This window comes from Pseudooceanicola batsensis HTCC2597, from assembly GCF_000152725.1.
Taxonomy (GTDB): Bacteria; Pseudomonadota; Alphaproteobacteria; order Rhodobacterales; family Rhodobacteraceae; genus Pseudooceanicola; species Pseudooceanicola batsensis.
In genome coordinates this window covers 2628204-2642310 of sequence record NZ_CH724131.1, presented here as the reverse complement: position 1 = coordinate 2642310, position 14107 = coordinate 2628204, and the positions used below count along the sequence as shown (strand labels likewise).

Genomic DNA, 14107 nt, shown 5'->3' with positions numbered 1-14107 from the left:
CCGCATGGCTGAACCTCAGCAGAGCGCACCGGCGTACGACGCCGATTCCATCAAGGTTCTCAAGGGTCTGGACGCTGTCCGCAAGCGGCCCGGCATGTATATCGGCGACACCGACGACGGGTCGGGTCTGCACCACATGATCTATGAGGCCGTGGACAACGGCATCGACGAGGCGCTGGCCGGCCACGCCGACTTCGTGAAGGTCAAGATCCACGCCGACAACTCGGTCTCGGTGCGGGACAACGGACGCGGCATTCCGGTGAACATGCACGCCGAAGAGGGTATCTCGGCCGCCGAGGTCATCATGACCCAGCTGCATGCCGGCGGGAAGTTCGACCAGAATTCCTACAAGGTCTCGGGCGGCCTGCACGGCGTCGGCATCTCGGTCGTGAACGCGCTGTCGGACTGGCTCGAACTGCGCATCTGGCGCGACGGGAAAGAGCATTACGTCCGCTTCGAGGACTCGGTCACCGTCGAACCGCTCAAGGTGGTGGGCGACGCCGACGGCGAGAAAGGCACCGAGGTGCGGTTCCTGTCCTCGACCCAGACCTTCTCGAACCTGAACTACGACTATGCGACCCTGGAAAAGCGCCTGCGCGAACTGGCCTTCCTCAACTCGGGCGTTCGGATCGTGCTGGAAGACGAACGCCCCGCCGAACCTCTCAGGACCGAACTCTTCTACGAGGGCGGGGTGAAAGAGTTCGTCAAGTATCTCGACCGGTCGAAACAGGCCATGATGAGCGAGCCGATCCATGTCGAGGGCGAGAGGGACGGCATCGGGGTCGAGGTCGCGATGTGGTGGAACGACAGCTATCACGAGACCGTCCTGCCCTTTACCAACAACATCCCGCAGCGCGACGGCGGCACCCACATGGCGGGGTTCCGCGGCGCCCTGACCCGGACCCTGACGCGCTATGCCACCGAGAGCGGGGTCGCGAAACGCGAGAAGGTCTCGTTCACCGGCGACGACGCCCGCGAGGGGCTGACCTGCGTGTTGTCGGTCAAGGTGCCCGATCCGAAATTCTCGTCCCAGACGAAGGACAAGCTGGTCTCGTCCGAAGTGCGGCCGGCGGTCGAGAACCTGGTGGGCGAGAAACTGGCCGAATGGTTCGAGGAAAACCCGAACGAGGCCAAGATGATCGTCGGCAAGATCGTCGAGGCGGCGCTGGCCCGCGAAGCTGCCCGCAAGGCGCGCGAGCTGACCCGGCGCAAGACGGCGATGGACGTGAACTACCTCGCCGGCAAGCTCAAGGACTGTTCCGAGAAGGACCCCTCCAAGACCGAAGTCTTCCTCGTCGAGGGGGACAGCGCCGGCGGCTCGGCCCAGACCGGACGGGACCGCGGCACCCAGGCGGTGCTGCCTCTGCGCGGCAAGATCCTGAACGTGGAGCGGGCGCGGTTCGACCGGATGCTGTCCAGTCAGGAGATCGGCAACCTCGTCATGGCGCTCGGCACCGGGATCGGCCGGGACGAATTCGACATCTCCAAGCTGCGCTACCACAAGATCGTCATCATGACCGACGCCGATGTCGACGGTGCGCACATCCGCACCCTGCTGCTGACCTTCTTCTACCGCCAGATGCCCGAGTTGATCGAGGGCGGGTACCTCTATATCGCGCAGCCGCCGCTCTACAAGGTGTCGCGCGGGAAGTCAGAGGTCTACCTCAAGGATCAGGCCGCGCTCGAGGATTACCTGATCGACCAGGGCACCGAGGGGGCGCTGCTCCGGCTCGGCAATGGCGACGAGATCGCGGGCCCCGACCTCGTGCGCGTGGTGACCGAGGCACGCACTGCCCGGCGCTATCTCGACAGTTTCCCCACGCATTATCCGCGCCATATTCTGGAACAGGCGGCCATCGCGGGCGCCTTCGTGGCGGGTCAGGCCGATGCCGACCTGCAGGGCGTCGCCGACAACGTGGCCGCCCGTCTCGACCAGATCGCGCTGGAATATGAACGCGGCTGGCAGGGCCGCCAGACCCAGGACAAGGGCATCCGCCTGTCCCGCGTCCTGCGCGGCGTGGAAGAGGTGCGTACCCTCGACGGCCCCGCCCTCCGCTCGGGCGAGGCGCGCCGCCTGGGCTCCATCACCTCGGGCCTGCAGGAGATCTACAGCCAGCCCGCCACGCTCGTCCGCCGCGACCGGTCGCTGCCGATCTACGGTCCGCTCGACCTGCTCCAGGCGATCCTCGACGAAGGCGAACGCGGCCTGCAATTGCAGCGCTACAAGGGACTGGGCGAAATGAACCCCGAGCAGCTCTGGGAGACCACTCTCGATCCCGAGGCCCGCACGCTGCTCCAGGTCCGGGTCGAAGACATGGCCGAGGCCGACGACCTCTTCACCAAGCTGATGGGCGACGTGGTTGAGCCGCGACGCGAATTCATCCAGGCCAACGCGCTGAATGTGGAAAACCTGGATATCTGATTGGTTGTAGGGAAGCAGACATTTTTTCGTGGCGCGCATATTTCTTCGCGTCATGGGCGCCCGAAAATGAGGAAAGTTTCATATTTCTCAAATGCTTAACGGGGAAGGGGTAATGGCGGAGGGATTGGGCGATATTCGCTTCGCACTTCCGTTGGACCACCACGTCGTTCCCCCTCTCAATCGTTGTCCAGCGTCGCAATGTCCCATTGCCCATCAATGATACGTTGGCAGGCCGGACCGCGCGCACTTTTTGCATGTCACGCGCTCTTCTTCTTCTTGGCTTTCCCATCACAGTCAGGGAAGCGCACACAGCCGAGAAATGCTCCGTAGCGGCCGCGCCGTTCGACCAGCCACCCCGCGTCACAGCTGGGGCACGCCTGCTGGGTTTCGCCGCAATCTCCGCAAACCAGATCTCCACTGGTTGGGGAGCGGACCGGAAGGCCGACACCGCAGGCAGGACACGCCGGCATGCGACTGCCACACAGCTTCACGTGCTCGCAGCGATACCAGTCGCTACCGTCCTTGCCCGGCATGTGCAGCAGGCGCCCGCCGCAACTCGGACAGGTGTGCGTGTGAGCCTTAGCCCCCGCGGGCACGACCACGCCGAATTCGGGCTCTTTCGTCAGCTCCTCGACGAAGACCGAGGGGCGTGCCTCGGATGCAAGGATGGTTACGGTCCGCCGGGCCCGAGTCACGGCGACATACATGACGCGCCGTTCTTCGGCGTTCGGAAATGGCTCGGCCTCGGGCGATACCAGGCTTAGCAGAGGGTCGTCGACGATCATCGACGGAAACCCCATCTTGGCGTTGTCGGCACCGAGGATGATGACGTGATCGGCCTCCAGGCCTTTCGAGGCATGGATGGTTTTGAAGGAGATTGTCGTCCCGGGGTTCTGACGCTGGAGCCGCGCCACATCGGGCCGCAGGAAACGATAGCGCCCGAGGATGAGGATGGACGGCTTCCCACCCCCCTTTCCTTCTGTGGCGGCGAGAGTAGCTACCGCGTCGTTCAAGGTAGTCTCGCCGGTGTCACGGCGCGTCCAGGCGATCCTGATCGAAGGCTCGTCCGTCTCGCCTGCCGGGATCACCTTCTTGGTAATCTGAGCGGGGTTCCGGAGAACAAAGTGACGGGCGGCCAATGCGATCTTGTCCACCGATCGGAATGTCCGGCCGAGATCGACGGTGCGATGAACACCAGTGGCTCCTGCATAGGTGCCGCCGAACTCCGCACCGAAGTTGCGCATGATGTGAATGTCCGACCCAGCGAAGCGGTAGATCGACTGCCAGTCGTCGCCGACGGCGAACACCTTGGCATCGGAATGCTGGCGTTTCAGCGCCTGGATCAGCTTCGCCCGCCCGGTCGAGATGTCCTGGAACTCGTCGACGAGGATATGCCGGAATGGGCTCTGGTAGCGCCCGCTTTCGACGAAGGCCGTGGCGCGGTTCACCATGTCCTCGAAGTCGATCCGGTCGCCCAAGCGGGACTGATACTCCCGGAAAACGGCGCCGAAGATCTCCAGGAATGCTTCCGCCCGCTTCCCCATCTTCAGCGTCTGCGCCTTGTCCGAACAGTCCTCCACCCGGTAGCCGCCATTCTTGAAATGACGCAGGAAGGTGCCCATTAGCGAGGTAAAGCTGTCGACCACGCCGATTTCGGCCACACGGTCGTAGATCTCGATGTCCGGGATCGGCCGCAGCGTGACGTGGGGTTTGAGCTTTTCGGCAAGAGCCTCGAGCAGACGGCCTTCTTCACGCTCCCAGCTGTAGGTTTCGATCAGAATCGTTTCGTGCTCGGCATGGACTTGCCGCTTCCAATTCATGCCCTCAAGGTATTCATCGCGATCGACGTAAGGGGCAGTCGTCAGCTCCTCCTTGCCGTTCCTGCCGCGTTTCTTGCGCACGCCGAAATGCTCGATGTAGACGCCGCTCTCTGTCAGCCGGAAATCGGGCGTGTAGACGCGACGACCGGTCTTCTCGAGCTTGTGCTCGTAGCTCGGCTCGTATTCGTAAGCGATGCCGTTTCTGAACAGCCAGTTGGCGATGAGAAGCTCTTCGAAGCTGTTCACCGTCTCGCCTTGCAGCGTCCGCAGGTTGCGGCTCTCGATCTGCGCATACCATTCGTGCTTCGTATTGAAGTCCCACTCTGTCGGAAAGTCGTCGAAGAAACCGGCGAACCAGCCGGTCACGGTCTGCGCGATCTCGCTGGCGGTCGCCACGATGTGACGAAGGATCTCCTTCATGAGGGACAAGAACGCCTTGTCGTCTGTCGCGGTTGGCGCCAAGGGCGGCTTCTCGCCCTCCACTTCGCCAATGATCTCGTAGGCCAGTGCGTGGAAGGTGCGGGCCGCCACGGGGACCCCGCACCTGGCTTCGATCCGCTCCGACATCTCTGTCGCGGCGTCTTTCGCAAAGGCCAGCAGCAGGAGCTCGCTCGGCTTCCGTATTCCGGCCTTCACCAAATAGGCGGCCTTGGCGGTGATCACGCTGGTCTTGCCCGACCCAGCGCCGGCCAGAACCAGCGTCGCGTCTTCGTCGACGACGACCGACAGGCGCTGTTCCGGCGTCAGCGGCATTGACTCCACCGTGTCGAAGAAATCCTTCCATCTAAGCAGCTGAGCTTCCACGAACGTCTCGATAGCTGCATCCCGGACGGCATTCGGATCGGACGCGAACGCCACGATCGGGGCAATGCGGGACATCACGTCATCGCCAACGGCCTCCGCATTCAGCTTGGAAAGCACGCGGCTGTTCAGGTCAGCAGCATCGCGCGCCAGCGGCGCTACGTGGCATGCGGCAGGATAGACATCCGGCACCTTGAGCACATTGAGCGCATGCAGGATGCGCCGGACCGCGGCGTCCTCCTTCTCCAGCTCCGCCCGATTGAAACTCGTCCAGGCGGTTGTAGCCGCCTCTGCGAAGGTTCTGGCCGCAGATGGCTCCACCGCTGGCAAGGTCAGGTTTCGGCCCCCGCCAAGATCGAGCGATAGCGACGACGAAAGAAGGCCTTTCCTCACCGATGGGCGCGCCGCGATGCTTTCAAACCCTATCCACGGCGAACCCGCCCCGCGTGCCGCAATGCCCCTGTCTTGCAGCGTCAGGGACCTTGGATGTCGAGCGAGAGGGTCGACCAAGAACCTCAGGAATAATTTTGAGGCGAGGTTCATTTGCACCGATTTGCGAGTCTTTCCCAAGCTGTAACAGATATTGGCCAGCGGGGGGCCTTATAGGACGAATTCAGGCGAAACGGCCATTCGCTGCGTAATCTACAAGAATCCGCTCGTGGCCCCAAGAAGTCGATCCGATATTAGCAGGGAGATGCGAATGTGGGGCGATATGCGCTGCTTTTATCATTTCAAATTCGGAGTTTCAGGCGCAAATAACATTTATGCGCATTCAACGAATATATCCACTTTATCAGAGCCGCTCATAGGCATACTGATTCTTGACGTTGGCGTTCAGGAAGGCGCCCTGAGATGGTGCAGCCATTAGCTCATCATAGATGTTCGGCGGAACATTCAGATACTGGTATAAACTGTTGTCGACAAACTCGACTTCCAAGGTTTGTGTCACTTCTTCGTAGCCAATGGATGCTATGCTACTCGAACTTACGGGCTGGCGTTCCATCATCCGTCCTCCTGTGCCTTAACACTTATGTTTTGACCCCACTTAGGGTTCTGCGATCTCCAGGCGGCGGCGAGGCGTTCATAATCTTCCTTTTCCTTCGCTTTCGCCCAAGCCTCGCTAACCTTAGGATCTGCACTCGACGGTCGCTCGTCTTCCGGCGGCAAATTGATCCGGCAGCGGATTGGCAGGCGTGCGGCCTCACCCATGATGATTGCCTCGCCGGTCCTCAGAACCGGAAGGGTGTCGACGAGGCCGCTCAGGCTGTCCGGGAGAGCGGCCTTTACCTTCCCCTGGTCCGCATTGTTCGACAAGCGCAAAGCAAATTGCGTGCCGCATTGGGACAGAATCGTTTCGTCTATCTCTGAAGGTCGCTGGCTGACAAGCATCGCACCGACTCCGAACTTGCGTCCTTCTTTGACGATCCGTTGGACCATATCGCGCGCTGGATTATTCGCATCCCTCCCCAGATAGCGATGCGCTTCCTCCATCACGACCAGTTGTGGCCTGTTCCGCCCCCCCTCTGGCAGATTTCGGCCCCAGAACATCGCTTCATATGTAATGTTCAGGATTCCTCCGATCAGACGCACCAGAACTTGGCTCGGCACGCCAGATAGATCAAGAACGGTAATTGGCTTATCATGGCCGAACCAGGCCTCAAGCAATTGAGGCAAGTCCATCTGTGACTTGCCCGAAAGTTCGGGCTCCCACTTACCTGGGTGGAGCATAAAGTCATATTGACGGTCCAGCAGGCGCGAACGCATCTGTGTCAGTTGCCGCTTTATCCCCAATACACCTGTCTGATTGATATCAGGCAACGCGCTACCCTGCCCTGGAGCTGAATACTTAGGCAGTTTCAGGCTATGTGCATCTCCTGCCTCTTCGAGCGCCGGAGTCGTCCGCTCTTTGTCAGCCCAAGTTTTGTATTCCGGATCAACCAGGTCTGCCCAGAGCTGCTTCAGGCTGAACGGCAGTGGCGTGTTGATCATCAGGGCATTGACATCGACCCCGGCGACGCCGTTGGCCCCCGAAGACTTCGCCGCTTGAATTCTATCGAGGACGCCAGTCATAGCAGCTTCACTCATCGGCCCCATCAGAAAATCGAGCAGCGTCAGAGTGTCGAGCGCCCAATAGGGCACGTGAAGGGGCTGCTCGCCATCGGAGGGGTTAACCCGGAACACCTGAGCTGCTGACCGCAGCCCATCGCCATACTCGCCATGAATATCGAGAAGCAGAATACGTGCATTCCCGCAGCGCCTGCCTTCTCCGGATTGGCAGATCGAGCGCAGCAGGCTGGAGATGGTGGTCGACTTGCCAGACCCGGTCGAACCAAGAACTGCACTATGACGAGTCACCAATCTGTCGAGATCAATGCGGACGGGAATACTCTCTGCACCAGCCAGTCGACCGATCGTGATCTGACCCTCGTCACCAACACCGTAGATCTTGCCGAGATCATCTTCAGTTACCAGATGGACCTCATCGTTAATCCCGGGATACTGGCTGATGCCTCGCTCAAAACTGGTTTCGACGATTTCACCAACGAGCTGAACTGTCATCCAACTCTCGCCACGTTGACTGGCGTCAACCAATGTTTCGGGGGTGGCTTGGGCGCCTACCTCAGAAATTAAGCCATACAAGTTGTGGTAGCCTTGGGGTATCCGGACGAAACTGCCTACTTGCGCGACCCGATAGCTGCGCCCCTCGATAATCGCGATGCCCGATGCAACAGACTCCGCTTGCCGCACACTCACGGTCGAGCCGGCGACACTGCCTACCCTGCCAAGAAAGGTGGGGCTGGTCATTCGGTGATCGCGGGCACAGGGTGCGCCTCCGGACTCGGCGCGGGCTCGAAGCCCTGCGGTGTCTGAGAGTTAGCAAAGAAACGTGCGAAATCTTCGATCGCACCGAGCTTGAACTCGGCTTCGCCCCCTGTGGGCGGAGCTGCCCAGTAGCTGTCCCGTATTGGCCCCCAATCTTTGGTGGGCAACTCGCCGGGGGTTCGCCAAGGGGCGGCGACGCCGTTAATGACTGCTTTGTCGCGCGCATAAACACTGACATTTGAGCGCCGGGACGCGAGTGCAACAGCACATAGTTCCTTGTCGAGTTTCTGGAATTGGAATGCAAATACGCTGGCAGCCGGGTTGGCGGCTAACGCCTCATCGATGCGGGCGGTGATATGCGCATCGGCAAAGGAGAAACCAATCGAAACTAACAGAGTATCTTCTGTCGATAGGAAGCTTCGCAAGCGATCGAGCAATGCAGCATAGGGTGCCTTTTGCGTCTGATTATATTTCATGTGTTCGGGGAAGATCAGATGAGTCGAATCCGTCTGCCCAGTCCGCACGACTTCGCCGTCAGCGTTCGCCTTCCATCCAAGCGAGCCGTGAATTTTCCACAGCCGTGTCCAACGGGAAGGTAACTGGTCTCCAGACACCGAGGCTGGGTCGAAAAAAGCTTCACGCGCTCCGGCGAAGCCATCGAAATACGGTGCTCTTGCTCGCTCGAGCGCTTCCTCGAAAAGTAGGTCGTAATTAGTCGTAAAAATCTCAACAGCATGCGATCTTGGCGCGCCAGTAATCCAACTGACCAGTTCTCCGTAGGCGGTTGATCCTCCTGGAAGGCGAACTTGGACAATTTTGCCAATTTCAACGCAAATGGCATCGGCCATGGCACGATATCCGCCGCCATCGAGGCCATGAACCTCGGTGGTTCCAAGAACGCTGCCGAGCGAGCGAATGCGCGAGAGCATTGTCTCAATATCGTGGTTCTCGAGATCGTTCTGGAGGCCAATGATCTGGGCTCCGTAGGTCGGTTCGATCGCTTTTAACACTAAATCGGTCAGTCCCGCGACAGCCGGAATCAGCGGTCGACTCCCATCTGCCCGTGCCATTCCTGCCGGCGCGCCAGCTCCTACCAGCAGTCCGACACGTTTCCGACCCTGCGCGATGATCGTGCGCAGCGATGCCATATACTGGTCGGGATTATGAAAGCTGACGCTCAATTTGCTCATCCACGCAGAATAGTCGTCCTTCCTTGTGTCGCTTTCGACCAAGTCGGGTCAAGCGTGATGACATCACAGATGGAATCTATCACGCTCCTGATCGCCGAATGTCCGGTTTGTGCCTGAAGCAAATCATAGCCCTTGGCGCAGCAAATGCCCGGTTCCGGCCGGTTCCCATGGAGTCGGCGCTCAAAGTCAGTCCGACGCATCGCGAAGACTGGGCACCCATTGCCGTTCGAGAAACTCTTTCAGCTTGGCACACTGTGGGACCACCCTCGCCTTGGTCCCGCATGCTACGGGCCAGACGTCCAGACAAGTCGAGGTTCGGATAGATGGAAGCCTCGTGGACGAATGGGGTTGGTAGCCTGGAGCTACGAGTTGTGGTCTCCAATGGGATCGATATCGTCTCGGGTATGCGAATTCTGCACGCCGCCGATCTTCACCTCGATTCTCCGCTTCGTTCCGTGGCGCTTCGCGACCCGGATCTCGGAGACCGACTGCGCACAGCGTCGCGGGACGTTCTGCGACAGATCGTCGATCTGGCGATCGAGCATCAGGTCGATGCGCTGGTGCTTGCAGGAGACTTGTTCGACAATGGCGTGCCCGATGTGTCCGCGAGGACGGTTCTATCAATGGCACTGTCGAGATTGGGTGCTGTCGGTATCCCAGTGATCATGATCCGTGGCAACCACGACGGGTTGCTCGACCATGCTCGATACGGGCCACTCGGGGAGAATGTAATACTCCTCGATAAGGAACGGCCGTCGGTCGACATCGGTGGGATGAGCTTCCACGGACTGTCGCACGGCGGCCAGCCCGAGACGCGGAGTTTCCTGCCCAGATATCCGGCGCCAGTGCCAGGGCGGATCAACGTCGGCGTGATGCACTGCTCGCCGGACGGCGCGAGCGGGCACGATCCCTATGCGCCCTGTTCCGTCTCAGAGCTGCTCGGTCACGGCTACGACTACTGGGCGCTGGGACACATTCACAAGCGACAGGAGTGGCGTGTCGACGGCGCGCTCGCGGTCATGGCAGGCATTCCCCAGGGGCGGCATATTCGTGAAGCAAATGGTGGCTCGGTTACGCTTGTCGAAATCGACGGGCTCGGAGCGCGGGCCAAGGCGATTCCCGTAGAACTGGTCGCGTTCCGCGAGGTCGAGTTGCCCATGCCGGCGGACGAGGCGCAGGACACCCAAGCGGATCGGGTGCGGGAAGCACTGGCCGCCGCTCGCGCCGGCGATGTCCCGACCGTCCTGCGCGTGGCACTTTCGGGACCTGGCGCGCAGGCCTTCTCGGCGCGATCCGGCGAGGCGGCAGGCTTCTTGGGGGTTCTGGCCGAGGATATTGAGGGGCTGCATCTTGACCGGGTGATGGTGCGTGCCGGGCAGCTGCCGAATGCGCCCGCCCTCGTCGGTGACCTCGCGGCGGCGATGCGGGAAGAGGCCAAGAACCCCGGTTTCAGGGACGAGGCGGAGCGTATGCTGACGGACCTGCGAGACGTTCTGCCGGGAGAGTTGCGCGAGGTGCTGGACCCGGCAGAACTGGACGCTCTGATCGAGGAAGGCCTCGCCGCTGTCACGGCGCGCCTGACGCAAGCGGAGCGCACATGAGGCTGCGCCGGCTCGACCTATTGCGCTACGGTCGTTTCGAGGAGACCCCGTTGGATTTCGGGACCGCGGGCGAAGGGTCGGATGTCACGGTCATTTTCGGACCCAATGAGGCAGGAAAAAGCACCGCCTTCGCCGCCTGGCTCGATCTGCTCTACGGGTTCCAGAGGCAGGGCCACCCCTACGCCTTCCGCTTTGAGCGCAAGGACCTGCTCGTCGGGGCCGAGATCGAAACTGCGGAAGGGCCGCTGGTGCTGCAACGCAATGCACGCAACACCGGTTCGCTCACGGACGATAGCGGCCGCGAGGTGGCCGAGCATCGCCTTGCGGCGCTGCTCCACGGCCTCGACCGGGATGCCTACCGAACCCGTTTTTCGCTGGACGATGCCGTGTTGCGAGCCGGCGGAGAGGAGATCGCCGCCGCGAAGGGCGATCTTGGCCGTCTGCTCCATGCCGGCACCAGCGGGCTTTCCGGCCTGTCGCGCGCGCTGGACGAGGTCAGGGAGGAGGTGGAGCGCTTCTACAAAAAAGGTGGCAGCGCACAGGTGCTGCCGGCCGCCAAGCGGCGGTTGAAGGAGTTGGAGACGGAAATGCGCGAGCGGCGGCTCTCGCCGACACGTTTCGACGAGCTTCGCACCGCCGCGACGGCCCGCGAGGCGGCCGCGCAGGAGGCACGCGACGCCGTGGCCGAGGCGCGCCGGGCGATCGCCTATGCCGATGCGGCGGCGCGACGGCGGCAACTGCGCACGCGTCAGGCGGATCTGTCAGACGCCTTGGCGGGCTATCCGGCCGGTCCCGATTTGGCGCAGGGAGCCGCGCATGAAGTGGTGCGCATCGCCGCCGAAGCACGCGAGGCCGCAGAACGAGAACGCTATGCTTTGGAGGACCATGCCGAGGCGGTCAGGCTGCTGTCCGAGGAAATGACGCCCGATCCGGAGGGACTCGATCTCGGCCCCTTGCTCGACGACTTGGATGGGCTGCGTTTCGACGACCAGCCGCTGCTGCTGCGCGTTGCGGGGGCCGAGGCGGATGTGGACAAGCGGCGCTCGGAGCGCGACCGGCTCGTGGCAGCGGCTGGTGCGTTGGCAGGACGCTTGGGCGGTCCAAGGGCGGCGGCTGAAGACATGTGTCTCGCGCCGGCAACTCTCGATCTCCTGGCGTCGCTGCTTCAGGAGGTGAGGGACGCGGAACACGATCTGCGCGGCGCGCAGGAGGCACTGGCCGACGCGGAGGATGGGCGGGGCGATGCGCCGTCCGCCCCTCAAGGAGAAGCGGCGCTGGCCGAGGCGTGGGAACGCCTGAGCGCCGAGGCCCCGGATGTGGAGGCACTTCGCGAAAGAGAGGCGGAGGCCGTCTCGGCGACCGAGATGGCGGCGGCGGGCCTTCCCGAAGGCTGGAAGACAGATCTGGCGCCGGAGGGCCTCCCGACCGAGGAGGAGGTCTCGGCGACGGTGCAGGCGGCCACGCGAATCGCCGATGCGCAGGCCGTTGCAGAGGAACAGCGCGACGATGCGATAGCCGCACGTGAGACAGCCGAAGCGCGCCTCACCGCCGCCGCGGCCAACCCCGCGGCGATGGACATTGCGGAAATCCAGCGCCGCCGCCTTGCGCGGGAACGGGCTTGGTCCACGCACCGCGCGGCCCTCGATGCGGAAACGGCCGAGGCATTCGAGGCCACGATGCGCGCCGACGACGAGGCAACGGCAGCCCACGCGGAAGGGGCCGAGGCGCGCGCCTTGCTGCTACGTCGGTCCGAGGAGCTTGAGACGGCCCGCGCTGAGGAGGCCGCAGCCGGGTGTTCCGCCGCGGCTGCACAGGCAGAGAGCGAGACCGTGAGCGACCGGCTTGCGACGCTCGCGCCGCGTCTCCTGCTCGACCCGGGCACCCCGCCGGAGTCGTTTCTTCCGCGCCGCCGGGCGCTGGCGCTCGCGCTGGAGGCGTCGGAACGGCAGCGGGCCGCCGCCGCTGCACTCATGCGGGCAAAGGAGCGCAAGGCGGATCTGGAGCTCGAGCTGAGAGAGGCTCTGGAGGCGAGCGGTGCGTCTCTCGTCGACACGCCCCTTGGCGTCGCCGCGAAGGCGCGACTGTCGGAACTACGCGAAGCCGCGACGGCCCTCGCGCGCTGGCAGACCAAAGAGGAACAGAGGGCCGGACTGGACCGGAAAGTGAAGCGTGCGCTGGAGCGGCTCGCCGCACGTAAGGCGGCTATGGCCGAGGTCGCAGCCGGTAACTGGGCCGCGCGGATGACGCCGGCCGCCCTACGCGAGGCCCTGCCGGTGGCCGCCGAGCTTGCCGGGACCTTGGATCAGGTGCGGGAACTGGATCACCGGATCGAACGCATGGAGCAGGCGCTGGAAACCTTCGAGGCGGTCGCACCGCGCATTCGCAAGGTTGTCGGACCTGCCGCCACCGCGGAGGCTCTGGTGCGGGCGGCACGCCAGCGCCGGACCCAGGCGGAGCGCATTGCGGCGGAGATCGCCGCCGCGACCAAGCGGCGTGACGACGCTGCCACTGCGGTAGAATTAGCACGCACGGCGCAGGAACTGGCGGCAAGGCGTATTTCGGAATTGCTGGCCGGTCAGGAGGTGCCAGACAGCGTGCCGCCCGACCAGCTTGTCACCCGGCTCGAGGAGCGGGACAACCTACGTCGCGAGCGGCAACGAGTGGAGGCGGAGATCGCGGAGGCCGGACAGGACCTCGATGCGGTGCGGCTCGCCGAAGAAGAGGCGATCCTCGATCCTGCTCGACGCGCCGGACTCGCTGACGACCTGACGCGTATCGAAGATGCGAGTGCTGCCGCGGACCGAGAAGCCGGCGCCGCGCAGCAGGAGCTTGCCTCCGCCCTGAAGGCCGGCGGCGGGGCGGCGGCCGATCAGGAGCGGGCCGCGATCCTGGAAGACCTGACCGGAGGCGCGCGAGAGGCGATAGTGCGCGCGATCGGCGCGGCAGCTGCGCGGACCGCTTTGCGGCGTCTCGGTGAAAGCCGCCGGGGGCCGATGCTGGCTGATACCGAGGCTGCGTTCCGCAGGTTAACTGGCGGCGTCTGGTCCCGGCTCGACACATGGGTGCAGGGGCAGGATGAAAGGCTTGTCGGAATCTCCGAGGGACGTTCGGTGCCGGCAGACGGGATGTCGACCGGAACGCGCGCGCAACTCTATCTCGCGCTGCGCATCGCGGGCCACGCGGCCTTCGTGCGCGACGCCGGGCCGCTGCCATTCGTCACGGACGACATCCTCGAGAGCTTTGACGACCAGCGCGCCGCCGCCGCCCTCGATCTGACGGCAGAGCTGGGCAGTCGCGGACAGGCCATCCTGTTCACACATCACGCCCACCTGGTGGAGATGGCGCGCGCCCGGATCAGCGGTGTGCGGACGATCGAGCTGCCCGGCCGGGACGTCGCACCGGCGTGAATTGCGTGAGACAATTTTGGGATGGTGTCTTGCGATGACGGGT

At 63.1% G+C, this 14107-nt stretch carries 7 protein-coding genes; 3 read left to right on the top strand and 4 right to left on the bottom strand.

The genetic code is table 11. From position 1 onward, the window contains the following. Positions 1 to 4 precede the first annotated feature (4 nt). Positions 5 to 2422, top strand: a complete 2418-nt coding sequence (gene gyrB / locus OB2597_RS16695; RefSeq protein WP_009806788.1) for a DNA topoisomerase (ATP-hydrolyzing) subunit B — start codon at positions 5 to 7, stop codon at positions 2420 to 2422. Positions 2423 to 2679: 257 nt separating this feature from the next. On the opposite strand, the gene OB2597_RS16690 is transcribed toward gyrB, so the two are convergent. From OB2597_RS16690 to OB2597_RS16675, 4 genes are all read right to left on the bottom strand, one after another. After that, on the bottom strand, positions 2680 to 5364 hold the full coding sequence (locus OB2597_RS16690) for a UvrD-helicase domain-containing protein (protein ID WP_009806787.1): 2685 nt from the start codon (positions 5362 to 5364) through the stop codon (positions 2680 to 2682). Positions 5365 to 5836: 472 nt separating this feature from the next. Beyond that, a complete protein-coding gene (locus OB2597_RS16685; RefSeq protein ID WP_202944584.1) occupies positions 5837 to 6049 on the bottom strand; it encodes a KTSC domain-containing protein in 213 nt (70 codons plus the stop codon). Then, the gene (locus OB2597_RS16680; RefSeq protein ID WP_050759248.1) at positions 6046 to 7848 is read right to left on the bottom strand and encodes an ATP-binding protein; all 1803 of its coding nucleotides are present in this window, start codon (positions 7846 to 7848) and stop codon (positions 6046 to 6048) included. The genes OB2597_RS16685 and OB2597_RS16680 overlap by 4 nt, the downstream gene beginning before the upstream one ends. Beyond that, positions 7845 to 9056 (bottom strand): SIR2 family NAD-dependent protein deacylase, encoded by a 1212-nt coding sequence (locus tag OB2597_RS16675; protein WP_148234754.1) that lies wholly within the window; start codon positions 9054 to 9056, stop codon positions 7845 to 7847. The genes OB2597_RS16680 and OB2597_RS16675 overlap by 4 nt, the downstream gene beginning before the upstream one ends. Before the next feature lie 323 nt (positions 9057 to 9379). Between OB2597_RS16675 and OB2597_RS16670 the strand changes: the two genes are divergently transcribed. Both OB2597_RS16670 and OB2597_RS16665 read left to right on the top strand, forming a co-directional pair. Continuing rightward, a complete protein-coding gene (locus tag OB2597_RS16670; RefSeq protein ID WP_084658847.1) occupies positions 9380 to 10657 on the top strand; it encodes a metallophosphoesterase family protein in 1278 nt (425 codons plus the stop codon). After that, on the top strand, positions 10654 to 14064 hold the full coding sequence (locus OB2597_RS16665; RefSeq protein WP_009806780.1) for an AAA family ATPase: 3411 nt from the start codon (positions 10654 to 10656) through the stop codon (positions 14062 to 14064). Before OB2597_RS16670 ends, OB2597_RS16665 begins: the two co-directional genes overlap by 4 nt. Positions 14065 to 14107 lie beyond the last annotated feature (43 nt).